Consider the following 26,752-nt stretch of genomic DNA (forward strand, 5'->3'; position numbering starts at 1 on the left):
CCGCAACCGGCCGCACGGGAAGATGTGGTGCGCGGGGCTGTCCATGCCCTTGCGGCCGTACCCGTTGGCGTAGTGGCGTGGCTGGTGCTGTGGAACATGGGCTGGGTGGCCTCCATCGTCGCGCTCATCGCCGCTTCCCTGGCTGCCCGGTTGTACGTCCTCGGAACAGGAGGACTGATCAGCCGGCGGGGCGTTTGGGTTGTTGCGGTCGTGACCGTTGGGACCGTGCTGCTGGCGTTTTGGGGCGGCATGCTGGTAGACGCGGCGAAGTTCCTTGGCGGCGGCTCTCCGCTGACAATGCTGGCGGATGCCGAAACCTGGGATCTCCTGTTCTTCAACCTGGCCACCAACCGCGAACTCGTTGACGGGTACGGCGGCGATTTCCTGATGGCCCTGCTGTTCAGCGGGCTGGGCTGCTTCTTCACACTCCGCCGGCTGTTCGCACAGACCCGGACCAGCTAATTCCCTCTTAACCGCGGGCGGTGAGATCGGCGGAAATGAGTTTCGCCGTCGCCACGATTTCGCGTGCCACGGAAGCCAGGTAGGCGTCCCGGTCCGGTTTGGCGTCCACCGACTGGGCCTGCAGGGACACGTTGACCGCAGCGACCACCTTGGAACCGTCATAGACGGGGGCAGCCACGGACATCAGGCCCAGCTCAAGTTCCTGGTCCAGCAGGCACCAGCCTTGGGCCCGGACGGTCTCCAGCACGGTCAGCAACTCCAGGACGCTGCCCAAGGCGCGGGGGGTGAGCGGCTTGACGTCGGCCGCCGCCAGGTAGGCCTTGAGGTCCGACGCCGGCAGGTGCGCCAGCAGGACGCGGCCCATCGACGTGGCGTACGCCGGGAAGCGGGTGCCCACCGTGATGCCGATGTTCATGATGCGGCGGGTGGTCACCCGGGCGATGTAGGCAATGTCCGTACCGTCCAGCACCGCGGCGGAGGTGGACTCGCCCAGCTTCAGGGAGAGCTCCTCGAGGTGCGGCTGGGCCAGCTGCGGCAGTGACAGCCCGGAAAGGTACGCGTATCCCAGCTGGAGCACCTTGGCCGTCAGCGCGAACGTCTTCCCGTCGGTCCGCACGTAGCCCAGTTCCACCAGGGTGTGCAGGAACCTGCGAGCGGTGGCCCGGGTCAGGCCGGTGCGGGACGCGACCTCGGTGAGCGTCATGACGGGACGCTCGGCGTCGAAGGCGCGGATCACGGCCAGGCCGCGGGCCAGCGACTGGACGTACTGGTCGCTGGCCTGCGGTGTGGCCTGGGTGTCTGTGCGGACGGCGTCGGTCATGGTTCCCAATCCTAGGGCTGTCCTCAGGCAGCCGCGGCCTTGAGGGGGACGGGGAGGAGTTCCTGGAGTTCTTCGAGGGTGCAGCCGAAGGTTTCGCGGACGGTGACGCCCTCGGGGCCGGTGAGGAAGACGCCCTTGTCGGTGTAGACGCGGGTGACGCAGCCGACGCCGGTGACCGGGTAGGTGCAGGCCTCGACGATTTTGGAGGCGCCATCGCGGGTGAGGAGGGTCATCATGACGAAGACGTCCTTCGCGCCGGTGGCCAGGTCCATGGCGCCGCCGACGGCGGGGATTGCCCCGGGTGCCCCGGTGTGCCAGTTGGCGAGGTCACCGGTGGCCGAGACCTGGAAGGCGCCCAGGACGCAGATGTCCAGGTGCCCGCCGCGCATGATCGCGAAGGAATCGGCGTGGTGGAAGTACGAGGCGCCGGGCAGTTCGGTGACCGGGATCTTGCCCGCGTTGATGAGGTCCTCGTCAATCTCCCCGCCCGTGGCTTCGGGTCCCATGCCGAGCATCCCGTTCTCGGTGTGGAGGGTGATGTTCTGTTCCTCGGTGAGGTAGTTGGACACCAGGGTGGGCTGGCCGATCCCGAGGTTCACGAAAGAGCCCGGGGCGATGTCGCGGGCCACGAGCCGGGCCAGGTCATCACGGCCCAGGGGCGTCTCGGACGTCTTGATGCTGGTTTCGGTGAGGCTCATCTCAGGCCACCTTTTCTGCTGCGCTGCCGCTGCGGGCAACTCTTACCACGGTGTTGACGTAAATGCCGGGGGTGACCACGTTTTCCGGGTCCAGCCCGCCGGTGGGGACAATCTCGGAGACCTGGACGATGGTGTGCTTCGCCGCCGCGGCCATGATGGGGCCGAAGTTCCGGGCCGTCTTCCGGTACACCAGGTTGCCCTTCCCGTCCGCCTTCAGCGCCTTGATCAGGGCCACATCGGCGTGGATGGGGGTCTCGAAGACCTGCCCGCGGCCGTCAATGATCCGGGTTTCCTTACCCTCGGCCAGCATGGTGCCGTACCCGGTGGGCGTGAAGAACCCGCCGATCCCGGCCCCGGCGGCACGGATGCGTTCGGCCAGGTTGCCCTGCGGCACCAACTCCAGCTCAATCTCCCCGGCCTTGTACTTGGCATCGAAGTGCCACGAATCAGACTGCCGCGGGAAGGAGCAGATCATCTTCCGCACCCGGCCTTCCTTGATGAGCAGGGCCAGGCCCTGGTCGCCCTGGCCGGCGTTGTTGTTCACCACGGTCAGGTCCGTGGCCCCGCACTCCAGCAGCGCATCGATCAGTTCGAACGGCTGCCCGGCGTTGCCGAACCCGCCGATCATCACGGTGGAACCGTCCTTGATCCCGGCCACGGCCTCCTGGACCGAATCAACAAAAGTCAGCATTACTGGTCCTTTCCAGCGGTCACGTTCTCAAGTATCACGGCCAGGCCCTGGCCCACGCCGATGCAGATCGCGGCCACACCCCAGCGTTCGCCGGAGGCCTGCAGGGACCGGGCCAGGGTGCCCAGGATCCGGGTGCCGGAAGCACCCAGCGGGTGCCCCATGGCGATCGCCCCACCCTGCCGGTTCACGATTCCGGGGTCAATCCCCCAGGCATTGATGCAGGCCAGGGACTGCGCAGCAAAGGCTTCGTTAAGTTCGACGGCGCCCACCTGGTCCCAGCCGATCCCCGCCTTCGCGAGGGCCTTGTTCGCCGCCTCGACGGGTGCGTAGCCGAAGAACTGCGGATCGTTCGCGTGCGCGCCGCGGCCCGCGATCCGGGCCAGCGGGTCCAGCCCCAGCAGCCCGGCGGCCGCCTCGGACCCGATCCAGGCCGCGGAGGCGCCGTCGGACAGCGGGGATGCGTTCCCCGCAGTGACCGTGCCGTCCTCTGCCCGGAACACCGTCTTCAACCCGGCAAGTTTCTCGGCCGACGAACCGGCGCGGATCCCTTCGTCCCGCACCAGGTCCGTCCCGGGCACCGGGGCGACCAGGTTGTCGTAAAACCCCTCATCCCAGGCCGCGGCGGAGAGATTGTGCGAGGCAGCGGCGAACTCGTCCTGCGCCTCGCGGGTCACCCCGTACTTTTCGCGGAGCCGCTCGGTGGCCTCACCCAGGGAGATGGTCCACTCCTTCGGCATGGCCTTGTTCACCAGCCGCCACCCGAGGGTGGTGGAGGCCAGGGTCATGTCCCCGGCCGGGTAGGGCTTTTCCGTCTTGGGCAGCACCCACGGGGCACGGGACATCGACTCGGCCCCGCCCACGAGCATCAGGTCGGCGTCGCCGGCGTTGATTTGGCGGGACGCGATGATCGCCGCGTCCAGGGATGAACCGCAGAGCCTGTTGACCGTTGTGCCCGGGATGGACACCGGCAGCCCGGCCAGGAGGGTTCCCATCCGGGCGATGTTGCGGTTTTCCTCGCCCGCGCCGTTGGCGTTGCCGAACACCACCTCATCAATCCGCTCGGGATCAAGCCCGGGTGCCCGCTTCACGGATTCCTTGATCACGTGCGCGGCAAGGTCATCCGGCCGGACCCCGGCGAGGCCGGAACCGAACTTGCCGAAGGGGGTGCGCACGGCGTCGTACACAAATGCCTGGTTCATGACGGGGCATCCATTTCTTTGAAGACCTGCTGGGCAGTCTTGAAGGCGGTATTGGCGGAGGGAACTCCGCAATAGATGGCGGTCTGCAGCAAAATTTCCTTGATTTCGTCCCTGCTGAGGCCGTTCCGAAGGGCGGCGCGGATGTGCATGGCCAGCTCCTCCCAGTGCCCGTGGGCCACCATGGCGGTGATGGTGACCGCGGAACGCATCTGCCGGGACAGTCCAGGCCGGGTCCAGATGCCGCCCCAGGCGATCCGGGTGATCATGTCCTGGAAGTCGTTGGTGAACTCATCTTTGTTGGCGTTGGCCCGGTCCACGTGCGCGTCGCCGAGCACTTCGCGCCGGACCACCATGCCGCCGTCGTAAATTTCCTGGCTGGTGGCCCCGGGCTGGACCACGCCGTGGCGCTCCAGGCCGGCGCGCTCGGCGGCGCTCATTTGGCGGCCTCCCTTGATTCGGCCCAGCTGATCAGGCGGCGCATCAGGTCGGCCACGTGGGCGGGGGCTTCCGCGGGAGCGAGGTGCGAGATGCCATCCACCGTCACGGCGGTGGCAGTGCCGCCCCCGGCGGTGATGCCGGTGGCCACTTCGTCCGCCATGTCCGGCGTGGCCACGGCGTCCAGCGCACCGGCAATGACCTGGGTGGGGACGGATATGCCGCCGAGTTCACCGCGCACGTCGAAGGCTGCCAGAGCTTCGCAGCAGAAAGCGTAGCTGAAGCGGTCGGCATCGCGCAGTGAATGCAGGAGCCGGCTGCTGAACTCCGGTTCGCGGTCCATGAAGCCGGGGGCGAACCACCGTTGGGCGGAGCCCTGGATCATCACGGGCGTGCCCTGGGTGCGGACCGTTTCGGCGCGCTCCAGCCAGGCTTCCGGGGTGCCGATCTTCGCGCCGCTGTTCTGTACGGAGAGGCTCTTGAGCCGTTCACCGTGCTGGATCCCGAGCTGCAGGCCCACCGCGCCGCCCAGGGAGACACCCGCGTAGTGGAACGCCTCGTCCGGGGCGATGGAATCCACCAGGTCCACAACGGCGTCAGCCAGGGCAGCGACGTCGAAGGGTTCCGTTGCGGCCGGTGAGACGCCGTGCCCGGGCAGGTCCCAGGCCACCACGTCGTAGTCGTTGCCGAGCAGGGACGCCGCCCGGTTCCAGAGGATGGATGATGTGCCCAGGGAAGGACCGACCACCAGCAGGGGGTGGTCACCCAAGGGTCGCTGGGGTGAGAGCAGCGCTGCTTTGACGGCCGGTTTAGCCACGGGAAGCTCCGTTCGCGTTGGGGGAAACATGGTCTGGGAAAGATGCCAGGATGCGGCGGGCAATCTCCGCCGCCTGGCCAAGGTAGCTGGCGGGGTCCAGAAGCTCTTCCAGCCTTGCGTCAGGAACGACGGCGGCGGGAACGGCTTCGCGGAGCAGCTTCCGGTAGGTGGCGGCCTGCCCAGCGGGGGGCTCCTGCAGCGTTTGGTCCACCACGTCCTGCAGTTGCTGCTTGCCGCTTCGGCCGTCCTTCTCCTCCAGCAGCGGAGCCACGGCAGCGTTCACGCCCTCGGCCAGCAGCAGCGGTCCGGCAAGGTCCAGGTTGCGGCGCATGGCGTCCGGGAAAACCCGCAGCCCTTCGGCAAGTTCGCGGATATGGCCGGCGGCCCCGAGGGTAAGGGCCAGCAGCTGCCGGAGAGCCGGCCACTCGGTGTGCCAGGCCCCGTCCGGGCGTTCGTCGTTGAAGGTGGCGGCGGCCAGGTGCAGCTGGGCAGCCAGTTGCGGTGCCTGCAGCGCGGCGCTGCGGACCAGGACGGACAGCACGGGGTTCTGTTTTTGCGGCATGGCGGAGGACACGCCGCGGCCGGCGGCCCGCGGCTCGGCCAGCTCGGCTACTTCCGGACGGCTCAGGAACAGGACGTCCGCGGCGATCTTGCCAAAGGCGTCCAGCACGGACGCCAGGGCGTGCCCCAGGGACGTGACGGCCAGGCGGTTGGTGTGCCAGGGAGCCGTCGCGGGGGCCAGGCCGAGCTGGGCTGCCAGGGCATCGGCCAAGGTAAACGGGGTGGCGGTGGAGCCCTCCGTCAGCACTGTTCCGGCAGCAAGCGTTCCCGCCGCCCCGCCGAACTGGACCGGGAACTCCAGGCCTTCCAGCTGCCGGCCTGCGGCGGCCACGCCCTGGAACCACTGCGCGGCCCGGAGCCCGAAGGTATACGGAAGCGAATGCTGCGCCAGGCTCCTGCCCACGCACAGCGTCTGCGCATGCTGCCCCGCCAGGGCGGCGAGCGCCGCCGCGGTGGCTTTCAGGTCGGCCAGCACGGCATGGACGGTGTTGCGGGCCACCAGCATCAGGGCGGTATCCAGCACGTCCTGGCTGGTCAGGGAGGTATGGACGGCTTTCCCGGCACCAATCCCGGCGCTGTCCAGCGCGGCCACCTTCTTCCGGAGGTCCGCCACCAGCGGAATGACCGGGTTGCCGCCGCCTTGGGCGCGCAGCGCGATGTCGGCGAGGTCGTATCGCCCTGCCTCGGCAGCGGAAGCCACGACGGCGGCAGAAGGGGCAGGTGCCAGGCCGGCCCGTTGCAGTACGGCTGCCCAGCCCGATTCGACGGCGAGGATCGCCGCCAGCACTGCCCGGTCCCCCGTCAGCGCCGCCACCAACGGTGACGCTGATACGGGACTGAGCAGGCCGGCGTCGGCCTCTTCCGCGAAGGCGCGCAGATCTCCCGGGGCGGCGTTGGTCACTGGAAGTCCAGGAAGACCGTCTCGCCCTCGCCCTGGAGGCGGATGTCCCAGGTGAGGCCGCCGTCAGGGTCGCGGCGGGCGATGAGCGTCTTGCGGCGCTCCGGATCCAGCGAGCTGAGCAGGGGGTCCTTGGCCAGCGCCTCGGCGTCCTCAGGCAGGTAGATGCGGGTGAACAGCCGGTTGGTCAGGCCGCGGGCAAAGAGCGCCACGGAGATGAACGGCGCCGCGCCCGGTTTGGTGGGGCCGGGGTTGACCGTGGTGAACGTGAAAACGCCGGAGTTGCCCACGGCGCCGCGGCCCCACCCGGTGAAGGTGTAGCCGTCACGGACAAGGGAACCGGTGCGCTGGACGACGTTGCCCTTGGCGTCGGGCTGCCAGATTTCCAGGATGGCGTCCGGGACGGTGTGGCCGGCACCGTCGTAAACGGTGCCCTGGAGGCGGATGGAGCCGGGCGAGCCGGGTGCCAGGAGCTCGTTGTCCTTCTCGAACGGAAGCGCATAGCCATAGAAGGGGCCAACGGTCTGGCCCGGGGTGGGAACAAGTTTGGTGCTCATTTTCCTACTCTCCTGCCTCGTCACTACTGTCGCCTGCTGTACCGAACGCTTCGTTTTCGGTCCAGGTCCGCTTGGGCCCGGTCAGGACGATGTCCCAGTTGTACCCCAGCGCCCATTCGGGCTCGGTGAGGCTGTGGTCGTAGGTGGCCACCAGGCGGTCGCGGGCGTCCTGGTCCACGATGGTCTGGTAGATCGGGTCCAGCGGGAAGAGCTGGTCGCCTGGGAAGTACATCTGGGTGATGATGCGCTGGGTGAACTCGGTGCCGAACAGCGAGAAGTGGATGTGCGCCGGGCGCCACGCGTTCAGGTGGTTCTTCCAGGGGTAGGCACCGGGCTTGATGGTGACGAACCGGTACGAGCCGTCCGGGCCCGTGATGCAGCGGCCGATGCCCGTGAAGTTGGGGTCGATCGGGGCCGGGTGCTGGTCGCGCTTGTGGATGTACCGGCCTGAGGAGTTGGCCTGCCAGATCTCCACCAGCTGTCCCGCCACCGGACGGCCCTCGCCGTCCAGGACCTTGCCGGAGACGATGATCCGCTCACCCAGGGGTTCGCCGTTGTGCTGGATGGTCAGGTCGGACTCCAGGGCGTGCACGTCCTGGTGCCCGAAGGCCGGCGAGTAGAGCTCAATGGTTTCGGGGTCGGCGTGCTGCAGGCTCTTGGTGGGGTGGCGCAGGATGCTGCTGCGGTACGGCGGGTAGTCCAGCCGCGGCTGGGTTTCCGGCTGGGCGCCGTCCTTCAATGCCCGCTGGTATGCCTCGCCGATGGCGTGGATCTCTGCGCTGAGGTCCGCCTGCGATTCGATGGCCTTGTCCAGTGGCTGGTGGGCAGCCTTCGGTTCGGCCGGGGGCACGAGTTCCTCCGACTCCAGCTCCGCGGTGATGTCTTCCGGCATGGCTGGCTCCTTTCTCATCTGTTGGGTTTGCAGTGTCTGTGGTCTGGGTTGGCTCACGTGCGGTGCAGTGAGTCGTACTGAACCGCGTGGCGCACCGGGGCGTTGGGGGCGCCGTAACCGTCGTAGCTGCCGCGGCGTTCCACCATTTCGAAGAACACGCTGCCCACGGTGGCGGTGTAGAAATGCAGGAATTCCCCGTCCGCGTCCCGGTCGAAGAGCAGGTTGAGTTCCTGCAGCGTGGCCAGGAATCCGGGTTCAAGGTCGAACCGGGCGTCCAGGTCCTCGTAGTAGTTGGCGGGGATCTGCAGGAACTCGAGGCCCTTGTCGCGCGCGGCGCGGGCCGTGGCCACGAGGTCGTCCACGGCGAAGGCGATGTGTTCCTGGTACGTTTTCTGGCCGTGCGCCTGCTGCACCGGGGCGAGGTTGAGCACCAGCCGCACCGCTCCGTTGGAGGTCTGCATGACCTGCGAGCGCACCAGGCCGCTGGGGCTGGGCACCTCGGCGAACGGCTGGGGCTCCAAGGCCAGGGCGCTGGTATAGAAGAGGACAGCCTCGTCGAAGTGCTGCCACGGCTGGGCGAGGTTGACGTGGTCAATCACGGCCCGGGCTCCCGCGGAGGGGTGTTCGAGGCCTTCGCCGAACTCGTGGGTCCAGGCGGCGGTGCCGTCCGGGCTGCCCTGGCAGAGGAAGATTTCGGTGGAGTCCGGGGCGGCGATGCCCTGGAAGACTTCCTCGTCCGCCTGGACCTTGCGGGCCACCACGGGGGCCTTGAGCTGCTGGGCCCGGGCCGAGGCAATCACGGGGGAATCGACGTCGAACCCCAGCGCGGCGATGGCGGGTTCGGCGTGCGAGGCCGCCTGTTCATTGATGATCACGCGGGCCTGGCCCATGCTCCAGAGCTGGACGTCCTTGGTGCGGTGCCGCCCCTCGAACGCGAAGCCGAGCTGGCCCAGGAGCTTCTCCAGCTGCGCGGTATCGTCCGCCTTGACCTCGGCGAAGTTGAACCCGGCCGGTTCGTTGACCTTGGGCAGGGTGGCCAGTTCCATGGGATAACGACGGCGGGGCGCGGCTCCGTTGCTTGGTGCGCCTTCGGTGCCGGCCGCGGGGGCGTCCGCGAGCCACTTGGCGCTCTGTTCCTCCAGCCAGATGAGTGACCGCATGGCATCGATGGCTGTGCGGTCCACGTCGGACTGCCGGAAGACGTCGTTGAAGACCTCCAGGGAAACCGGGCCGGTGTACCCGGCACGGACCACGTGGCCCATGAACTTTGCCAGCTCGAACTGGCCTTCGCCGGGGAAGACCCGGTAGTGGCGGCTCCAGGACAGCACGTCCATGGAGAGTTTGGGGGCGTCCGCCACCTGGACGAAAAAGATCTTGTCCGGGTTGAAGGCTTCGATGTGGGAGGTGTCCCAGTCCCGGGAAAGGATGTGGAAGGAGTCCAGGCAGGTCCCCAGGTTGGGGTGGTCCACGGTCTCCACCAGCCGGAAGGCGTGCTCGTAGTCGTTGACGTACTTGCCCCAGGCGAGTGCCTCGTACGCCACCTTGACGCCGTGGTCCCCAGCCAGCTGTGCCAACTCGGCGAGCTGTTCGGCACGCAGGCCGTCGTCGTCGATGGTGGCCGTGGCAACGTTGGAGCACACCAGGATGGTGTCCATGCCCAGGCGGGACATGAGCTTGAACTTCGCCTCGGCGCGCCGGAGGTTGGCCTTGAGCAGGTCCGGGGTGACGCCGTCGAAGTCCCGGAACGGCTGGTAGAGGTCCAGGCCGAGGCCAAGGTCGGCCGCCATTTTCCGCACGTCCTCCGGGCTGAGGGGCGACGTGACCAGGTCCTGCTCAAAAATCTCGATGCCGTCGAACCCGGCAATCGCGCAGGCCTGCATCTTTTCCTTCAGCGTCCCGGACAGGCAGACCGTGGCGATTCCCGTACGCATCAGGCCGCCACCTCCTCGGCGGCTACAAGCTCCAGGAAGTGTGCCCGCATCCGGTCCGGGTCCGCGTCCTGGCCGGTGAAGATCCGGAAGGCATCCGCTGCCTGTCCCACGGCCATCCGGCCGCCGTCCAGGACCTCGCAGCCCTTGGCGCGGGCCCCACGGACCAGTTCGGTCTCGATGGGACGGTAGACGATGTCCGCCACCCAGTGGCGTTGCTCCAGCAGGCCCAGGTCCAGCGGGAGGCCTGGGTGGGCGGCCATTCCCACGGGGGTGCAGTGCACCAGCCCGTCGGCCAGCGGCATCAGCCGCGGCAGGTCCGCCGGCGTGCCTGACGTGATGGTGCTGTCCGGGAAGAAGCCCTGCAGCTCGGCGGCCCGGGCAGCTGCCCGGGCCGGGTCCATGTCCACGAGGTCAAGGGTCCGCACGCCGGCGGTGAGCAGGGCATAGGCGACGGCGGATCCGGCGCCGCCGGCGCCCAGCTGCACGACGCGGTCCAGGCGGGCTCCGGGGAGGCCGGATGCCAGGGCGGCGGCGAAACCGGAGAAATCGGTGTTGTGCCCGATGAAGCGGCCGTCCCGGATGACCACGGTGTTGACGGCACCCAGGCGGCGGGCGTCCGGGGAGACCTCATCCAGGTGTTCCAGGACGAGCTGCTTGCACGGGTGGGTGATGTTCAGGCCGTTGAAGCCCAGGGTGCGTGCGCTCTGCAGGATGGTGCCGACGGATTCGCCGGACAAGCCCAGATCGAGGAGGTCAATGGGCCGGTAGAGGTAGCGCAGGCCCTGCACGTCCCCTTCGCGTTCATGCATGGGAGGGGTGAGGGATGGCGTGACGCCGTCTCCGACCAGTCCCACGAGGTAGGACTCAGTTCGATGACTCATCCGTGCAGCTCCTTTGGTAACGGCACCGGAGAGCTGCCTCCACGCGGGGAGCGGCTTGTCCGGTGACAGGGATTACAGTACAGCAGTTGTTCACCTTGCGCACCCTAGTTCGATATACGAACATTTTGATGGCTTGCAGGGTTGGGTGGCGCGGCTCGAGGCGGTCAGCCGCGCTGGGGCAGGCGGTCAGCCAGCTCTGCGGCCGCCTCCTGCAGGACGGGAACGTGCGCCTCCAGCTCTTCAAGGCTGAGGCGGAACACGGGGACTGCCGTGGCCAATGAGGCGAAGGCGTGCCCTTGGCTGTTGAGCAGCGGGACGGCCACGGCGCGCATGCCGGCCTCATTCTCCTCGTCCATGACGGCGTAGCCCCGGCGGCGCACTTCGTCGATTTCCCTGCGGAAGGCATCGCGGTCCGTGATGGAACGTTCGGTGAGGGCTTCCAGCGGAAGCTCCAAGAGCAGCCGCTCGCGTTCCGCATCGTCGGCGAAAGCCACCAGGGCCTTCCCCACGGCCGTGGTGGAGAGTGAGCCCAGGTGGCCGGGGTCGCTGGTGACCCGGAAGATCTGCGGGCCGTCCACCTTGCTGACCGTCAGGTGGTGGAGGCCGTCGCGGACACTGAGGATGGTGGCCTCCCCCGTCCGCTCGGTCACCCGCCGCAGGATGGGCAGGGCGGTGCCGGCGAAGCCGTGATGGTTGGAGACCCGCTGGCCGAGCTGGAAGATCCGCAAGCCAAGATGGTAGCGGCGGCCCTCCGGCTCATAATCAACGAAACCGTCGCGCGCCAGCGACCCCAGCAGCCTGTACGTAGTGCTGAACGGCAGCTCCGCGCGCCGCGAGATTTCGGCGGCGCTTGCACCGCGGGGTTCATCCCCCAGGAGGACCAGCAGGCTGAGGGCCTTGCCCACCATGTCCGGGCGCTCGGCCGCCTTGGTGGCGGCCTTGGGTTCGGGAGGCAGGGCATTGACGGGCGCTTGGTCGGGGACAGTCGGGCCGGGAACAGTGGATTCGTCGTCGGCCACTGTGGCTTGGTTCACACTCATGTCTCGATGTTGCCACAATGTGAGAGCTATTTCTAGATCGTGAGTATTTTCTTGACAAGTGACTGCGCTCACAGTCATAGTTTCTGTATCGCAAAAGTAGCTCTCACCATGTGGCTACGAATTGCCGGGTCTTTCCGGACTCCAGCCGCTCGCGCCGCCCGCACCCAGGCAGCGGCGGCTGCGACCACCAGATCCATCCGCGACAATGTCGTCACACCAAAGGAACACCATGAGCCAGACACTTCCGTCCGCCGGGGCGGGTGCCCTCACCTCCGGCGGGACGCCCAAGAAGGCAGCCCTTGCCAGCTTCCTCGGCAGCGCCGTCGAGTATTACGACTTCTTCATCTTCGGCTCCGCAGCCGCACTGATCTTTCCCAAGGTCTTCTTCCCGGACGCCGACACGAATGCCGCGATCATGTCCTTTGCGACGTTCGGCTTCGCCTACGTGGCCCGGCCGGTGGGCGCCATCATCCTGGGCCACTTCGGCGACCGCGTGGGCCGCCGCAAGGTACTGATGTTTACGCTGTTGCTGATGGGCGCCTCCACCTTCGTGATCGGCTGCCTGCCGGACTTCAAGACCGTCGGCTGGTGGGCTCCCGTCCTTCTGGTGCTGGCCCGCCTCTGCCAGGGCCTTTCGGCCGCAGGCGAGCAAGCCGGCGCCTCCTCCATGACGCTCGAGCACGCCCCGGACAACCGCCGCTCCTTCTTTACCTCATGGACCCTTACCGGCACCCAAGGCGGCCAAATCCTCGCCGCACTCGTCTTTATCCCTGTCCTGGCCCTGCCGGACGAGATCAAGTTCGGCATCGGCTGGCGCATCCCGTTCTGGCTCAGTGCCGTTGTGGTGGTTGTGGCGTTCCTGATCCGGCGCACCCTGCACGAACCGCCCGCCTTCGAAGAAGCCCGCAAGACCGCCCAGATCGCCAAGCTGCCCGTCGCCGACCTGCTCAAGGGCCACTGGCGCGACGTCCTCCGCGTCATCTGCTGCGCGTTCATCGCCGCCGTGTCCACAGTGTTCGGCACACTTGCCATCAGCTACGCCAAGACCGTGGCCGGCGTCGACGGCACTACCACCCTGTGGCTCGTGGTGGGTGCAAACCTGGTGGCCCTGGGCACGCAGCCGCTCTTCGGGATGCTGGCGGACAAGATCGGCCGCAAGCCCGTCTTCATCTACGGCGCCGTGGCCAGCGCAATCCTCACCCCGGTGTTCCTGCTCAGCCTGGAGTCCGGCAGCATCCCCTTGATGTTCCTGGCCGCCATTGGCTACTTCTCCGGAGGCTACGCGGCAGCCAACGCCGTCTGGCCATCCTTCTACGCCGAGATGTTCAGCACCAAAGTCCGCTTCTCCGGCCTGGCCATCGGCACGCAGCTCGGCTTCCTGATGGCAGGCTTCGCCCCCGCCATCGTTGCGGCCATGGGCGGCATCCAGCCCGGCGGCTGGGTTCAGATCTCCGTCTTCACCGGCATCATCTGCGCCATCGCCGCCGTCTCGGCCCTGACTGCCAGGGAGTCCTTCCGCACCCCCACCAGGCTGCTGGGCGTGAAATAGGCGCCGAAAGCGTCACACCAGCCCGGTTTTAGAGCCGGAAAGCCCGCCATTCCCCCAAATGGCGGGCTTTCCTTTGATAATGGTGGGCTGCTTCCGCAGCAGTCTGCTACGGCCGGCCGGTCTCCAGCACCGAAGCGAGGTCGAAGTTCACCGGCTCCTCGAGCTGGGCGTAGGTACAGGATTCCGGGTCCCGGTCCGGGCGCCAGCGATTGAACTGCGCGGTGTGCCGGAACCTCTCGCCCTCCATGTGGTCGTAGCGGACTTCCACCACGAGCTCGGGCCGCAGGGGAATGAAGGACAGGTCCTTGCCGGCGCTCCAGCGGCTGCCCTCGGCGTTCCGCGGCGTCCGCTCACCCTCCTCCTGCTTGGCCCAGGCCCACGGGTGGTGGTCGAAGTCCGTCACCAGCGGCTGGAGCTCGTCGAACAATTCCTTGCGCCGCTTCATCGGGAAGGCGCCGATCACGCCCACGCTGGCCAGGCCGCCGTCGTCCTTGTACAAGCCCAGCAGCAGGGAACCGATGGCGTCGGGCCCGCTCTTGTGGAGCCGGTAGCCGGCCACCACGCAGTCAGCGGTCCGTTCGTGCTTGACCTTGAACATCACGCGCTTGTCAGGTTCGTAGCGGCCCTCCAGCCGCTTGGCCACGATACCGTCCAGGCCCGCCCCCTCGAACTGCTCAAACCACTGCGCGGCGGTGTCCTTGTCCGTAGTGGCTGCCGTCAGGTGGACGGGCGCGCTGCTGCCCGCGAGCGCCTTCTCCAGGGCTGCCCGCCGCTCCGAGAACGGCCGGCCGGTGTAGTCGTCATCACCCAGGGCCAGGAGGTCGAACGCCACGAAGGAGGCAGGTGTCTGCTGGGCCAGCAGCTTCACCCGGCTGGCGGCGGGGTGGATGCGCTGCTGCAGGGTATCGAAATCGAGCCGGTCTCCGGAGGCGCCCACCAGGATGATCTCGCCGTCCACCACGCAGCGGGGCGGCAGGTTCTCCTTCAGGGCGGCCACCAGTTCCGGGAAGTACCGGGTCATGGGTTTCTCATTGCGGCTGCCGATCTCCAGGTCGTCCCCATCCCTGAAGATGATGGACCGGAAGCCGTCCCATTTGGGCTCGTAGCTGAGGTCCCCACTGCCTGGAATGCCATCGATGCCGCTGACGGCCTTGGCGAGCATGGGCGGGACGGGCGGCATCACGGGAAGTTCCATAGCGCCCATTCTTGCCCGGCCGCACCCCTCGACGGTAGGGCGGCACGGTTTCAGGCGGCCAAAAGCCAGACGATCAGCACCAGCACCGGCGCCGCGGCGGCAGTGGACAGCAGGATGGTTTCCCGTGCCACGGCCACGCCCCGGCCGTACTTGCTGGCAAACAGGAACACGTTCTGCGCCGAAGGAAGCGCCGCCATGAGCACCACGCCCAGGAGCATGTGATGGTCAAGGTTGAACAGAAAGCGTCCGACGACGAAGGCCACCACGGGCATCACCGCGGACTTCAGTGCCGTGGCAGTAAGGATTTCGGGGGTGTGGCCGGCACTTCGAAGCATGGTGGTTCCGCGCAGGGACATCCCGAATGCCAGCAGCACCACCGGGACGGCCGCCCCGCCCAGGAGCGTCAGCGGGGCCATCACCGGGGCCGGGAGCTCCACGTGCAACGCGGCCAGGACCACGCCCAGGAGCGAGGCGATGATCATGGGGTTCCGGAAGGGCTGGGTGAGCATCAGCCGGGGAGAGAACCGTCCCGCGGCGGAGAGGTCCAGCAGGGTGAGGACCAGCGGGGCGAACAGGAGCAGCTGGACCAGGAGCACGGGGGCCACAGGTGTGGCGTCCCCCAAGGCGTAGAGCGTGATGGGGATGCCAATGTTGTTGGCGTTGACATAGGACCCCGCCATCGCGCCGACGGCCGTCTCCGCAAGCGGCCGCGGAAACCAGATCCGGCTGGCTGCCACATACAGCAACGCGGTGGCGGCGGCCGTGATCACGGCCAGCGGTACGTAGGCGGAGAAGACCACTGACAGATCCGATTTCAACACCACCGTGAAGAGCAGCACCGGGTTGGTGATAAAGAAGGCGGTCCGGGTCAGTGCCATGATGGTGGGTTCGTCGCCCAGGCCGCAGCGCGCAGCAAGGTAGCCCACGGCGATGACGACGCCGATCACGGCGAGGCCGATGAGCACTCCGCCCATAGGAGGTACTTCCTTCCGGTCCCGCGCCTGCTGCCCGGTTTGGGACGAGTGGGACTACAAGTATCCAACTTATCGAACAAGTGGCCTTCGGTCGGCAGGCGTCCACGACGTGGGCTGCCGCACGCCGCGGACCGGCGGGTGTGAAAAAATCAACCATGCGCGCCATGCAACATTCCAGCAAACTCCAGAACGTCCGGTACGAACTCCGGGGACCGATCCTGCAGGCGGCCAAGAACATGGAGGCCGAGGGCCACCGGATCCTCAAGATGAACCTTGGGGACACCGCACCTTTCGGGCTGGAAGCGCCGGAGTCCGTGGTGGTGGACATGATCCACCACCTCCGCGGCGCCCAGGGCTACAGCGATTCCAAGGGTATCTTCACGGCGCGGACCGCCATCTCGCAGTACTACCAGACCCGGGGCCTGATGAACATCGGCGTCGAGGACATCGTGATCGGCAACGGCGTCAGCGAACTGATCAACATGTGCCTGCAGGCGTTCCTGGAAAACGGCGACGAAATCCTGGTCCCGGCACCGGATTATCCGCTGTGGACGGCCGCCGTGACCCTGACCGGCGGCAAGCCGGTGCACTACCTCTGCGACGAAGCGGAGAGCTGGTGGCCGGACATGGCCGATGTGGAAGCGAAGATCACTGCCCGCACCAAGGGCATCGTGATCATCAACCCGAACAACCCCACCGGCGCCGTCTACCCGCGCCACATCCTGGAGCAGTTCGCGGCATTGGCCCGGAAGCACAACCTGGTCCTGTTCTCTGACGAGATCTACGAAAAAGTGCTGTACGCGGATGCCCAGCACATCCATACCGCGGCGGTTGCCGAGGACATCTGCTGCCTGACGTTCAGCGGGCTGTCCAAGGCCTACCGGATGCCCGGCTACCGGGCCGGCTGGGTGGCCGTCACCGGGCCGCTGGCCGCTACCGCCGGGTACCGCGAAGCCCTGGAACTGCTCGCGTCGCTGCGCCTGTGCGCCAACGTACCCGCCCAACACGCCATCCAGACCTGCCTGGGCGGCTACCAGAGCATCGAGGCCCTGGTGAAGCCGGGCGGCCGGCTGCGGGAACAGCGCGACCTCGCCCACAAGCTGCTCACGGCCATCCCCGGCGTCACCTGCGTGCCGGCGTCGGGCGCCATGTACCTCTTTCCCCGCCTGGATCCGGAGCTCTACCCCATTAAGAGCGACGAACAGTTCGTCCTGGACCTGCTCCGGGACCAAAAGATCCTGGTCTCCCACGGCTCGGCCTTCAACTGGCCCGCACCGGACCACTTCCGCTTCGTGATCCTCCCCTCGGTGCTGGACATCGAGGAAGCGGTCCGCCGGATATCCAGCTTCCTGGCCGCCTACCGGGGCGGAACAGCGGCATGAAACCGCCGCGGCGCGAAGAACTAACCGCGCCCTAACCGCGAGGAAACCGGCACGCAACAATCCGCGCCCACACTGGTTAACGCAGGCAAGAGCCGGCACCAGCTCCAGCCAGGAGGCCCCGCGATGTTGAAGAAGGCGACCACGCATGTAACCAGAGTCCGCGCACTGGACCAGCTCCACCGCGGTGACGAAATCGAAGCCCGCCTCTCGGTGGGGCCCTCCTACGACGACGTGGTGATCCGCCGCGGCAGTGTCCAGGAAACCGCCCCCGGGATCGGCGTGGTCTGGATCCTGGACCGGATCACGGGGGTCCGGAAAGCCATCAATACGGACGAATGCAGCGTGTGGCGCGTGGCCTAGGCACCGGACGTTTGGCGGCGGGCGCAGTCAGTCAGGACTGCCCGCCGCCAGGCCGACCGGGCACTGCCGTTCAGCCGCCCGCCACCGACTGGATCACCAGGACCTCCTGGCCCGGCGCGACTTCAGTGTCCAGGCCCTGCTGCCGCCGCACCTCGTCGCCACCCACGTAGATGTTGACGAACCGCCGCAGCGCGCCGGTTTCGTCGCGGAGCCGCCGGCCCAGGATGGCGTAGTCGGCGGCCACCGAGTCAAGGAGTTTTCCCACCGTCACCGGCCCGTCGGCGGGTGCAGTCAGCACGGACTGCCCGCCGGCCAAGGGCTGCAGGACGCTGGGAAGCACCAACGAAATGTCAGGCACCGGCCACCACTGCCGCCCGCACGCACAGGACGTCCGGCAGGTGGGTGGCCACTTCCGTGAACGTTCCGCCCTCATCCGCACTCGCGTAAACGGCCCCTCCCCGGGTGCCGAAGTACACCCCTGCCGGCTCGGCCGTGTCCACCGACGCCGCATCCCGGAGCACGCTGTTGTATTCCTTGTCCGGCAGGCCGGCATCGAGCCTCGTCCAGGTGTCCCCGGCATCGTCCGTCCGGTGCACGGCGAGCTGGCCCCCGGGCGGGATGCGTTCGCCGTCGGCCTTCAGCGGAACCACCCATGCCGTCCCCGCCCTGCGCGGGTGGGCCAGCATGACGAAGCCGAAATCGGCCGGCAGGCCCTCGGCGATGGAGTCCCAGCTCTCGGCATTGTTGTCCGTCCGGTAGACCCCGTGATGGTTTTGCGCGTAGAGGCGCCCGTCCACCACCGCGTCCGCCGCGATCTTGTGCACGCACTGGCCAAACTCGGGGTTGGGATCCGGCATGAAGTACGCGGAGATTCCCTTGTTGCGCGCTTCCCACGACGTGCCACCGTCGAGCGAGCGGTAAACGCCGCCGGTGCTCATGGCCACGTGGACGGTGTCCCCTCCGGGGTGGACCACGATCGAGTGCGCCGCCGCCCCGCCATAGCCGGCTCCCCATTCGCTGCGGTGGGGGTGGTCCCACAAACCCCGGTTCAGCTCGAAGTGCTCGCCGCCGTCCGTGGACTTCCACACCGAGATGGGTTCGGCTCCTGCCCACACCACACCGGGGCGTGACTCCGCGTCCGGATAGATCTGCCAGACGCGCTCCAAGGCCGCGCCCGTGTCCTCCGGGAACCTGATGGCCCCGTGCTCCGGCTCGGTCCAGGTGGCGCCGAGGTCATCGGAGTGCGCCACCGTGGGACCCCAGTGCGGGCTGCTGACTCCCACCATGATCCTGGTGCGGCCCTCCCTGGTGTCGATCCCGATGCTGGGGATTTCTGCCATCAGGAAATGGGGCCCGGTGAAAGACCACTCCTGCCGGTCCTGGCTTGTGGCCAGCCAGAGTCCCTTTTTAGTGCCGATCGCCAGGAGGAATGTTTGCGCCGTTGCCATGCGCACCATGCAACCACCCGAGGGATCAGCGCGCAATGGTTTCCAAGGTCCCGCAGGCGTTCAGTCCACGAACTCCGATTGGGTCTGGATAAAGTCCCAGTCGGCGGCGTTAAGGACGGCCGCCGGATTACCGGGGTGGGGTCCGCCGGCCTCCGCAATGCCCTGGAGTACCGGAAGCGGCAACTCCTCCGCATAGAGGTTTTCCCGGAGCCACTCTTTGCTTGCAAGGTCCAGGTCCAGCCACCACATGAAGATTTCCATGTTCACCTCCCTGCGTCACTTAAAACGTTAGGCGGGGCGCAGGTGGCGGACAAGGCTTTGCAGCGGAAGCAGGTGGGCCGTGCGGCTTTTAGGGTACCCGCAAGTAACCTGGCCGCCCCGGCCGCAGAAAAGACGAGTAGCCGCTACTCGCGACTGCCTTCGGGGGCGCCCCTAGCCTGAAAACTCACGCAAGCTGACCGTGCTGCTGGGGCCATTGGCGCCACCGCTGCCTTTCCCCACCATGGTCCGTTTCACACATATATATGGGGAGAAAACATGAAACGCACCTTAGCCACACTGGGGGTGATGGGGCTGGGCCTGCTCAGCGTCACAGCACCCGCCATGGCGGCCTCCGACCAGGTGGTGGTCTGCCATCAGGGAAGCGGCGGCCTGACGCCGTTGTCGTTCAACGTCAACGGGATTGGCGGTCACGACCAGCATGCACAAGACATCATCCCGCCAACGCCCAAACTTCCACAGGGAAAGAACTGGACCAACGCAGGAAAGATCCTCTACGTCGCCAATTGCGCGCCGCTGCCCCCGGGCGAGGTCATCGATCCTCCCGTCGTCGTCGATCCTCCCGTGGTGACCCCGCCAGTCGTGACACCGCCGGTCGTGACACCGCCGGTCGTCGTCGATCCCCCGGCGGTGACCCCACCGGTGGTGACACCGCCGGTCGTCGTCGATCCCCCCGTGGTCACACCGCCGGCCGTCGATCCGCCCGTCGTCGTCGCTCAGCCCGTGGTGCAGCCGCCGGCCGCGGCTCCGGTGGTCAACCCGCCGGCCCCGGTCGTCGCTGCGGCCGCGCCGGCCCAGCCCGCTGCCGCCCAGCAGGTTGCCGCGTCCCCGCAGGCCGCAGCCCAGGCCGCTCCGGTGGCAGCCCCCGTCAGCGTGGGAACCAACCAGGGCTTCAACGCCCAGACGGCGGTTGACGCCCGGGACGGCGGCCCGGCATGGCTTGCCGGCGTGGGGGCACTGGCGGCCGCAGGAGCTGCGGTGGCAGTACGCCGCCGGTCCCGCTCCGTGAACAGCGCCGGCTAGCCGGGACAGGCCGCTCGCAGCGGCCCCGCGACAAGGAAGGCGTCCTGCCAGTGCCCGGCAGGACGCCTTCCTTCCACCACCGAACAACGCAGGAGGAGTGCCATGCCACAGGAACGGAGCCGGCATGCTGCCCGGGCCAGGCGGCCGTGGCGGCGCGTGAACCGGGGCGACCTGGCCATCCTCTCCTGCGGCGTGGTGGCCTTCCTGTCGTTCACCTTTGGCAGTCCGTTGTTCCCCCAAGGACACGCGGCGTCCCACACCGGCTCCGCGGTCACGGTCCCCATGACGCCAGGCGCCGTTCCGTCCGGCAGTGCGGCCGCCCCGATGGCGTCAACAGGCACGCCGGATGCCACGTCCGCCCCTGTCCAGGCGTCACCGGCCGCAATCCCGGGCTCGGCGGCCCCGGCAGGACCCCAGCTTCCGGCTGCGGCGCAACCCGTCCACATCCGCTACCCCTCCGCTGACTTCGATGTGGCCATCCATCCCCTGGACCTCGATGGCGCCGCCCAGTCCAGCCGGACCATCGAGCCGCCTGCCACCAAGGACGGCTACTGGCTGACACCGTTCGGAGTCCCGGGCAAAGGCTCCGGCAACACCACCTACGTGATCGGCCACAGCTGGGAGGGCGCGGACGCCCCCTTCAACCACCTCAGTTCAACGGCGGCCGTGGGCGACCGCTTTGAGGTGGAAACCGCTGCCGGCACCATCACCTACAAGGTGGACAGTGTCACCACCTACGTGAAGTCCACCCTGAAGGACAGCCCGGTCTGGGACATGGTGCCCAACCGGCTGGTCCTGATCAGTTGCTACACGGAAGATCCGTGGGGCAAGAATGTTGTGGTCACTGCCTACCCGGCAGCGGCCTAGCGCCGAAACCGGCAACAGCGCAGGGCGAACGGCTCCATGCGACAGGCCGAAGGTACCTGTTGACGCCGGACCCCGCGGGCGGACAATGGGCAGCATGACGTGGGAATACGCTGACGGTGCACCGCTGCTGGTGGGCGTTACGCCCGGACAGCACCCCGAGGTCCTCCAGACCGCCGCCAACCTTTCAGCCCGACTGGCCGCGCCCCTGGTATGCGCTTACGTGGATGAGGCCAGCTACCTGGTCGAGTGGGACCCTGCCCGATCCGCCCACCGCCTCTCCCTGCACCCGGACGACGACAGCGACATCCGCGGCGTTGCAACCGAACTGAAGGCCCTGATCCGTGCTGCCGTGGACAAAGCGGCGTCCGGCGGCGGCGCGCCGGAGTGGTCGCTCCGCACGCTTGCCGGGGATCCGGCCCGCGCCCTGGGGCAGCTCGCCGCCGAACTGGACGCCCCGATGATCATCGTGGGAACCTCCGAGCGCGGCTTTTCGCACCGCCTTTCGGAGGCCCTCAGCGGCTCGGCGGGCACGTGGCTCAGCCATCACCAGAGCCGCCCCGTCCTGGTGGTCCCCTATCGGATGCCAGCCCATGAGGACGTACCGTGACCCGCGGATTCCAAAGGCAAACAGCCCGCCGGGTGACCGCCTAAAGTAAAGCGAAAGTAGTTATTCGCGTAGCTGGCGCGGTGCCCTACCAGCCAGTAAGCTGATTCAAGCAGGCCGGTTCCGCGGAAGTGGAAAGCGGGAAACTGCCCAAATGCTGCTCCGGAGTGCGTATCCCCCAATAACGCACTCCGGAGCTTTTTTGTGCCCTTTCAGCAGCCGGCCACGCAGGAATCCCTTCGGGGAGTAATACCCCCACGGGGTACTTGCCAGATACCCCCACGGGGTATAGTTTTGGGTACATGAACCCTACCGAAGAAGCTGCCGCGGCGGTGGATACTGCCCGCCCGGCAGGCGATGAAACGCCCCAGCACGGGTACACGGGGAACAAGGAGGCCTACCTTCGGCGCCTGAAGCGCATCGAAGGCCAGGTCCGGGGCATCGCCCGCATGGTGGATGAAGACAAGTACTGCATCGACATCCTGACCCAGGTTTCCGCCGTCACCAAGGCCCTGCATGCCGTCAGCCTGGGCCTGGTCGAGGAACACATCGGCCATTGCGTGGTGGGCGCTGCCTCGGAACCGGACCCCGCCGCGCGCGCCGAGGCGATCGACGCCAAGGTGAAGGAAGCCGCCGACGCCATCGGCCGCCTGCTTCGCTGACCACAGAACCCCACCCCGGCTACCGCCGGCCAGAAAGAAGGAGCACGCCATGAGCACCACCTCCCCCGCCATCACCACCATCAGTGTCTCGGGCATGACCTGCGGCCACTGCGTATCCGCGGTCAGCGAAGAAATCGAAGCCCTGGACGGGGTCCAAGCCGTGAAGGTGGACCTCAACGCCGGCGGCATCTCCACCGTGACCATCACGTCCAGCGGCGGCCTCTCGCCCCAGGACCTCGGGGAGGCCGTGGCTGAGGCCGGCTACCTGATGGTCGCCAACGAGGCCTGAAAAACCCCTCCCATACCGGAAAGCGGACATGAGCCACCAAGAACTGCTGCACCCGCCGGGCACCCGCGTGGTGGAACTGGACATCCAGGGGATGACGTGCGCCTCCTGCGTCAACCGGGTGGAAAAGAAACTCGGCAAGCTCGACGGCGTGGCAGCCGCGGTCAACCTCCCGCTGGAGCAGGCCTACGTGACGGCCCCGGACGGCATCACCGACGAGCAGCTGGTGGACACGGTCAACGCCGCAGGGTACACAGCGAGCGTCCGCGTGCCGCGCACGGCGGAACGCAGCGTCGAACACGCCGCCGCCCAGCTTCGCCCCCGCCTCATCCTCGCCGCCGTCCTGACCGTTCCGGTCTTCCTGGTGAGCATGGTCCCGGCGTTCCAGTTCCCCAACTGGGGCTGGGCGGCGGCCCTGCTGTCGCTTCCCGTGGTTACCTGGGCGGCGTGGCCCTTCCACCGCGCGGCCGCAGTCAACGCCAGGCATCTGGCATCCACCATGGACACTCTGGTGTCGCTCGGCGTCGCCGCCGCCTACCTTTTCTCGGCCTGGCAGCTGGTGGCCGACCCCGGCATGACGGAGCACCCGGGCATGGAGGCCATGTCCGGCGGCCTGTACTTCGAGGTGGCGTCCGTGGTCACCACCTTCCTGCTCCTCGGCCGCTACTTGGAGGCCAACGCCAAGCACAAGGCCGGCGACGCGCTCCAGGCCCTGCTGAACCTGGGCGCCAAGGACGCCACGGTCCTGCGCGGCGGACGCGAACAGCAGATCCCCGCGGACCACCTGCAGGTGGGCGACGTCCTGGTGGTCCGCCCGGGCGAGAAGATCGCCACCGACGGTGTGGTCATCGAGGGCGATTCCGCCGTGGACACGTCGCTGGTCACGGGCGAGTCCGTTCCCGTGGAGGTGGCCCCGGACAGCCGCGTAACCGGCGCCACCATCAACACTTCCGGGCGTCTGCTGGTCCGGGCAACCCGGGTGGGGTCTCAGACCACCCTGGCCCAGATGGCCCGCCTGGTATCCCAGGCCCAGACCGGCAAGGCACCTATTGCCCGCCTCGCGGACCGCATCAGCGCCGTCTTCGTTCCGGTGGTCCTGGCCATTGCCGCCCTCACGTTCGTGTTGTGGCTCCTGCTCGCCGGCCCGGACGCGGACGGCGGCCACCTTCGACAGGCCTTCACGGCGGCCGTCGCCGTGCTGGTGATTGCCTGCCCGTGCGCCCTGGGCCTGGCCACCCCGGTCGGCCTGCTGGCGGGCAGCGGCCGCGGAGCGCAGCTGGGCCTGTTGATCAAGGGCCCGCAGGTCCTGGAGGATACCCGCACCGTGGACACCATCCTGCTGGACAAGACCGGCACGGTCACCACCGGCGCCTTGGCCGTAGACGCCGTGCTGGCATTCCCCGGGTTCACCCGGGGTGGAATCCTCCGGCTCGCCGGCGCCGTCGAGGCCGCCTCCGAGCACCCGGTGGGCCGGGCCGTTGCGGCCGCGGCTTCCGCCCTGGATCCTGCAGGCACAACGGACGACGACGGCCTGCCGCCGGTGCAAGGGTTCAGTTCCGCCCCGGGCGGCGGGGTATCCGGAACCGTGCAGGGCAGGTTTGTGTTGGCGGGGCGCAGCGGCTGGCTGGAGCAGAACGGCATCATCCTGGACCCCGCCCAGCAGGTAAACCTGATGGCCGCCGAGGAAAGCGGTGCCACGGCTGTTTGCGTCGCGGTGGACGGCATGCCGGCCGGAATCATCAGCCTCCGGGACACCGTCAAGGAAGGTTCCGCGGCCGCCGTCGCCCGGTTGAAGGCGCTGGGCCTGCGGCCCATCCTGCTGACCGGGGACAATGCCGCGGTCGCCGCCCGGGTGGCCGCCGCCGTCGGCATCGCCGCGGACGATGTCCACGCCGGCGTCCTGCCCGAAGGAAAGGTCGAAGCGGTGCGCAAACTCCAGGCCGGCGGTGCCACGGTGGCCATGGCCGGCGACGGCGTAAATGACGCCGCCGCCCTGGCGCAGGCGGATCTGGGGATTGCCATGGGGTCCGGAACCGACGTTGCCATCGAGGCCGCCGACCTGACCGTCATGGGCAGCGACCTGGCCCAAGTGGCGCAGGCCATCGAGCTGTCCCGGAAGACCCTGGCCACCATCAAGGCCAACCTGTTCTGGGCATTCTTCTACAACGCGGTGGGCATCCCGGTGGCGGCCTTCGGCCTGCTCAACCCTATGGTTGCCGGAGCCGCGATGGCCGCCAGCTCCGTCCTGGTGGTTGCCAACTCGCTGCGGTTGCGCAGCTTCGGAAAACCGGGGCAGTGAACCTCAGGCGGTACCGTACCGCACGGACGCGCGCGCCCTGGCCTTGGCCGCTTCGGCCTCACGGTCCTTCGGCGGCGCCTGCGTCACCAGGGCGTCAAGCAGGTGCTGCGTGATGTGCGCAATCTCGTGCACCGCATCGTCAAAGGCTTCCTGGTTGACCTTGGACGGTTTGGTGCTGCCGCTGATCTTGCGGACATACTGCAATGCGGCAGCATGGACTTCCTCCGACGTGGCGTGCGGTTCAAAGTTGTGAAGGGTTCGGATATTCCGGCACATACCGCCATGCTAGGCTCTTCGAACGCCTGGGATCGACCCCTTTTTTTACCGGATCCAGCCACGGCGCCATGGGGAGGCCTGCATGGGCAGGGCTGCCCATCGACACCGTTTTACGGACCGGGGTAGGTTTTAGGCAATGGATCTTCCGGATGAGCCGGGGGGCCGCTGGGGATGCCGACCAGGTTCGGATCCACGTTCTAACAAGGAGAAACTGATGGCTATTTGGGGTGCAGACGTTGAGCAGCTTCGCCAGCTCGGCAGCAAGCTTCAGGCAGGGGCGTCCGAGATCGAGACGCAGAAATCCACACTTACCAAACTTCTGCACGGGACCGACTGGAAGGGCCCGGACGCGGACAAGTTCAAGAGCGAATGGGATGGCCAGCACTCCACGCTGCTGACCAAGGTTGCCGAGGCCTTGAAAGAGGCCGGCAGCAAGGCCAAGCGCAATGCTGAGCAGCAGAGCCAGGCCTCGAACGGCTAATGCCTTGGGCGGCACGATGTGCCGCCCGGACGGCCCGGGCACCGCAAGGTGCCCGGGCCGTTGTCCTTTAAGGCATGGGTTCCCCTGGACGGCAGCGGCTACGGCACGGGTTCGACGTCGTTCGCGTGCTCCAGGGCCGACGCCGGCATGGGAGCCCCGGGCGCTTCCCCGTCCGCGGCCGCGGCGCGGAGCTCGTCGAGCCGCACCAGGATGACGCCGCCGACGATCAGCACGCCGCCCAGCAGCTGGATGGCGCCCGGCAGCTCGCCCAGCAGCAGCCACGCCCAGACGACGGCGAACAGCACCTCGGTCAGCGACACGAAAGATGCCACCTTGGAGCCCAGGGCCCGGGCCGCCATGATGCCTGAGGTGTAGGCCAGGACAGTGGCCAGCACCACCAAACCCGCCAGCGGCCCCCACCATGGCATGGTCCAGGGGCCCAGGCGGGTGTCCGCCGTGCTGAATGCCATGGGGAGCACGCCCGTGGCACCCGCCAGCCACATGACGGCTGCACCCACCAGGAGTCCGCCCGAGGCCAGGACGATGGGCGGCAGGGTGTCGTTTTCCTTTGCGGTGATGAAGAAGTAGATGGCCAGGCAGACGGCGGCCGCCATGCCCCACAGGACGCCTGCCAGATCAACCTTGACGGCGCCGGTGAGGTCAAGGACCAGTATCAGCCCGGCCAGGGAGAGCAGCGTCCCGACGGAGGTCAGCACCCGGGGGCGCCGCCGGCTTGCGGCCCAGAGCCATAGGACGATGATCACCGGGGCAAGGTATTCGAGCAGCAGCGCAACCCCGACGGACAGCCGGGCCACGGCGTTGAAGTAGAACAGCTGGCAGGCCGCAACCCCGATCAGCCCGAACAGCCCAATGGTGAGCCAGTTGTCCCGCAACTGGTGCCAGCGGCCCTTCAGCGCGGAGACTGCCGGCAGGGCAAGGATCAGCGCGGCGCCCGTCAGCCGGGCGGTGACGGCCGCCCCGGGGGACCAGCCTGTTTCGAGGAGCGCTTTGGCAAAGGACCCGGACAGGCCGAAGACAGCGGAGGAAAAAAGCGCGATGCCAAGCCCGGAGGCGAGGAAGCCGGGCCGCCTGAAGGGCGCTTGGGGGTGAGTGTGGTTCGTGGCGGCAGGCACCGTCGCCTCCTGTCAGGAGTAAAGTGGGGTAATGGTCATGACAGTACGCTTC

30 protein-coding genes are annotated in these 26,752 nt (G+C 67.8%); 11 read left to right on the plus strand and 19 right to left on the minus strand.

Features of this window, described 5'->3' with window-relative positions:
- Positions 1-27: 27 nt before the first annotated feature.
- On the plus strand, positions 28-462 hold the full coding sequence (locus AC4EEV_RS10745) for a hypothetical protein (RefSeq protein ID WP_018762908.1): 435 nt from the start codon (positions 28-30) through the stop codon (positions 460-462).
- A 7-nt stretch (positions 463-469) separates the two neighbouring features.
- On the opposite strand, the gene AC4EEV_RS10750 is transcribed toward AC4EEV_RS10745, so the two are convergent.
- From AC4EEV_RS10750 to AC4EEV_RS10805, 12 genes are all read right to left on the minus strand, one after another.
- Positions 470-1,282 (minus strand): IclR family transcriptional regulator domain-containing protein, encoded by an 813-nt coding sequence (locus tag AC4EEV_RS10750; protein ID WP_491328931.1) that lies wholly within the window; start codon positions 1,280-1,282, stop codon positions 470-472.
- Positions 1,283-1,305: 23 nt separating this feature from the next.
- Positions 1,306-1,980, minus strand: coding sequence for a 3-oxoacid CoA-transferase subunit B (locus AC4EEV_RS10755; protein WP_109044803.1), 675 nt, complete (start codon positions 1,978-1,980; stop codon positions 1,306-1,308).
- 1 nt (position 1,981) lies between these two features.
- A complete protein-coding gene (locus AC4EEV_RS10760) occupies positions 1,982-2,671 on the minus strand; it encodes a 3-oxoacid CoA-transferase subunit A (protein WP_018762905.1) in 690 nt (229 codons plus the stop codon).
- Positions 2,671-3,870, minus strand: a complete 1,200-nt coding sequence (locus AC4EEV_RS10765; protein ID WP_109044805.1) for a thiolase family protein — start codon at positions 3,868-3,870, stop codon at positions 2,671-2,673. Before AC4EEV_RS10765 ends, AC4EEV_RS10760 begins: the two co-directional genes overlap by 1 nt.
- Entirely contained in the window at positions 3,867-4,307 is a 441-nt protein-coding gene (pcaC, locus tag AC4EEV_RS10770) for a 4-carboxymuconolactone decarboxylase (RefSeq protein WP_018762903.1), read from the minus strand. The genes AC4EEV_RS10765 and pcaC overlap by 4 nt, the downstream gene beginning before the upstream one ends.
- A complete protein-coding gene (locus tag AC4EEV_RS10775; protein ID WP_491328932.1) occupies positions 4,304-5,122 on the minus strand; it encodes an alpha/beta fold hydrolase in 819 nt (272 codons plus the stop codon). Before AC4EEV_RS10775 ends, pcaC begins: the two co-directional genes overlap by 4 nt.
- Complete coding sequence (locus tag AC4EEV_RS10780; RefSeq protein WP_491328933.1) at positions 5,115-6,584, minus strand: lyase family protein; 1,470 nt, start codon at positions 6,582-6,584, stop codon at positions 5,115-5,117. Before AC4EEV_RS10780 ends, AC4EEV_RS10775 begins: the two co-directional genes overlap by 8 nt.
- Positions 6,581-7,138, minus strand: coding sequence for a protocatechuate 3,4-dioxygenase subunit alpha (gene pcaG / locus AC4EEV_RS10785; RefSeq protein WP_109044808.1), 558 nt, complete (start codon positions 7,136-7,138; stop codon positions 6,581-6,583). Before pcaG ends, AC4EEV_RS10780 begins: the two co-directional genes overlap by 4 nt.
- 4 nt (positions 7,139-7,142) lie before the next feature.
- Positions 7,143-8,030, minus strand: a complete 888-nt coding sequence (gene pcaH / locus AC4EEV_RS10790) for a protocatechuate 3,4-dioxygenase subunit beta (protein WP_491328934.1) — start codon at positions 8,028-8,030, stop codon at positions 7,143-7,145.
- 53 nt (positions 8,031-8,083) lie between these two features.
- Positions 8,084-9,961, minus strand: coding sequence for a bifunctional sugar phosphate isomerase/epimerase/4-hydroxyphenylpyruvate dioxygenase family protein (locus AC4EEV_RS10795; RefSeq protein ID WP_491328935.1), 1,878 nt, complete (start codon positions 9,959-9,961; stop codon positions 8,084-8,086).
- Positions 9,961-10,842: a shikimate dehydrogenase gene (locus AC4EEV_RS10800; protein WP_026264911.1), complete on the minus strand. Its 882-nt coding sequence runs from the start codon at positions 10,840-10,842 to the stop codon at positions 9,961-9,963. The genes AC4EEV_RS10795 and AC4EEV_RS10800 overlap by 1 nt, the downstream gene beginning before the upstream one ends.
- A 164-nt stretch (positions 10,843-11,006) precedes the next feature.
- A complete protein-coding gene (locus AC4EEV_RS10805) occupies positions 11,007-11,882 on the minus strand; it encodes an IclR family transcriptional regulator (protein WP_206073891.1) in 876 nt (291 codons plus the stop codon).
- Between the two features lie 229 nt (positions 11,883-12,111).
- On the opposite strand from AC4EEV_RS10805, the gene AC4EEV_RS10810 reads away from it, so the two are divergent.
- The gene (locus AC4EEV_RS10810; protein ID WP_018762895.1) at positions 12,112-13,431 is read left to right on the plus strand and encodes an MFS transporter; all 1,320 of its coding nucleotides are present in this window, start codon (positions 12,112-12,114) and stop codon (positions 13,429-13,431) included.
- A 106-nt stretch (positions 13,432-13,537) separates the two neighbouring features.
- Here the strand turns inward: AC4EEV_RS10810 and AC4EEV_RS10815 are convergent, their stop codons facing one another.
- Both AC4EEV_RS10815 and AC4EEV_RS10820 read right to left on the minus strand, forming a co-directional pair.
- On the minus strand, positions 13,538-14,626 hold the full coding sequence (locus tag AC4EEV_RS10815) for an ATP-dependent DNA ligase (protein ID WP_491328936.1): 1,089 nt from the start codon (positions 14,624-14,626) through the stop codon (positions 13,538-13,540).
- A 50-nt stretch (positions 14,627-14,676) separates the two neighbouring features.
- Entirely contained in the window at positions 14,677-15,600 is a 924-nt protein-coding gene (locus AC4EEV_RS10820; RefSeq protein WP_018762893.1) for an AEC family transporter, read from the minus strand.
- A gap of 155 nt (positions 15,601-15,755) precedes the next feature.
- Here AC4EEV_RS10820 and AC4EEV_RS10825 point away from each other — a divergent pair, with 155 nt between their 5' ends.
- On the plus strand, positions 15,756-16,982 hold the full coding sequence (locus tag AC4EEV_RS10825; RefSeq protein WP_109044813.1) for a pyridoxal phosphate-dependent aminotransferase: 1,227 nt from the start codon (positions 15,756-15,758) through the stop codon (positions 16,980-16,982).
- Positions 16,983-17,105: 123 nt separating this feature from the next.
- Positions 17,106-17,342: a hypothetical protein gene (locus AC4EEV_RS10830; RefSeq protein WP_018762891.1), complete on the plus strand. Its 237-nt coding sequence runs from the start codon at positions 17,106-17,108 to the stop codon at positions 17,340-17,342.
- Between the two features lie 70 nt (positions 17,343-17,412).
- Here the strand turns inward: AC4EEV_RS10830 and AC4EEV_RS10835 are convergent, their stop codons facing one another.
- The 3 genes from AC4EEV_RS10835 to AC4EEV_RS10845 are packed head-to-tail and all read right to left on the minus strand — an operon-like array spanning position 17,413 to position 19,051.
- Positions 17,413-17,700 (minus strand): MoaD/ThiS family protein, encoded by a 288-nt coding sequence (locus tag AC4EEV_RS10835; protein ID WP_026264908.1) that lies wholly within the window; start codon positions 17,698-17,700, stop codon positions 17,413-17,415.
- Complete coding sequence (locus AC4EEV_RS10840; protein WP_491328937.1) at positions 17,693-18,799, minus strand: WD40/YVTN/BNR-like repeat-containing protein; 1,107 nt, start codon at positions 18,797-18,799, stop codon at positions 17,693-17,695. The genes AC4EEV_RS10835 and AC4EEV_RS10840 overlap by 8 nt, the downstream gene beginning before the upstream one ends.
- Before the next feature lie 51 nt (positions 18,800-18,850).
- The gene (locus AC4EEV_RS10845; RefSeq protein WP_018762888.1) at positions 18,851-19,051 is read right to left on the minus strand and encodes a hypothetical protein; all 201 of its coding nucleotides are present in this window, start codon (positions 19,049-19,051) and stop codon (positions 18,851-18,853) included.
- A gap of 276 nt (positions 19,052-19,327) precedes the next feature.
- Between AC4EEV_RS10845 and AC4EEV_RS10850 the strand changes: the two genes are divergently transcribed.
- From AC4EEV_RS10850 to AC4EEV_RS10875, 6 genes are all read left to right on the plus strand, one after another.
- Positions 19,328-20,092 (plus strand): hypothetical protein, encoded by a 765-nt coding sequence (locus AC4EEV_RS10850; RefSeq protein WP_285318985.1) that lies wholly within the window; start codon positions 19,328-19,330, stop codon positions 20,090-20,092.
- 102 nt (positions 20,093-20,194) lie between these two features.
- The gene (locus AC4EEV_RS10855; protein WP_018762886.1) at positions 20,195-20,959 is read left to right on the plus strand and encodes a class F sortase; all 765 of its coding nucleotides are present in this window, start codon (positions 20,195-20,197) and stop codon (positions 20,957-20,959) included.
- A gap of 94 nt (positions 20,960-21,053) precedes the next feature.
- A complete protein-coding gene (locus AC4EEV_RS10860) occupies positions 21,054-21,566 on the plus strand; it encodes a universal stress protein (RefSeq protein ID WP_026264907.1) in 513 nt (170 codons plus the stop codon).
- 299 nt (positions 21,567-21,865) lie between these two features.
- Positions 21,866-22,225, plus strand: a complete 360-nt coding sequence (locus AC4EEV_RS10865; protein ID WP_018762884.1) for a metal-sensitive transcriptional regulator — start codon at positions 21,866-21,868, stop codon at positions 22,223-22,225.
- Between the two features lie 49 nt (positions 22,226-22,274).
- A complete protein-coding gene (locus tag AC4EEV_RS10870; protein ID WP_018762883.1) occupies positions 22,275-22,514 on the plus strand; it encodes a heavy-metal-associated domain-containing protein in 240 nt (79 codons plus the stop codon).
- 28 nt (positions 22,515-22,542) lie between these two features.
- Complete coding sequence (locus AC4EEV_RS10875) at positions 22,543-24,810, plus strand: heavy metal translocating P-type ATPase (protein WP_491328938.1); 2,268 nt, start codon at positions 22,543-22,545, stop codon at positions 24,808-24,810.
- A 3-nt stretch (positions 24,811-24,813) separates the two neighbouring features.
- Here AC4EEV_RS10875 and AC4EEV_RS10880 read toward each other — a convergent pair whose 3' ends face one another.
- A complete protein-coding gene (locus tag AC4EEV_RS10880) occupies positions 24,814-25,086 on the minus strand; it encodes a DUF2277 domain-containing protein (protein WP_018762881.1) in 273 nt (90 codons plus the stop codon).
- Between the two features lie 214 nt (positions 25,087-25,300).
- On the opposite strand from AC4EEV_RS10880, the gene AC4EEV_RS10885 reads away from it, so the two are divergent.
- A complete protein-coding gene (locus AC4EEV_RS10885; protein ID WP_018762880.1) occupies positions 25,301-25,567 on the plus strand; it encodes a WXG100 family type VII secretion target in 267 nt (88 codons plus the stop codon).
- Between the two features lie 98 nt (positions 25,568-25,665).
- Here the strand turns inward: AC4EEV_RS10885 and AC4EEV_RS10890 are convergent, their stop codons facing one another.
- A complete protein-coding gene (locus AC4EEV_RS10890; RefSeq protein WP_133832385.1) occupies positions 25,666-26,700 on the minus strand; it encodes an EamA family transporter in 1,035 nt (344 codons plus the stop codon).
- Positions 26,701-26,752: the final 52 nt, after the last annotated feature.

This window comes from Pseudarthrobacter sp. MOO14 (assembly GCF_058267675.1).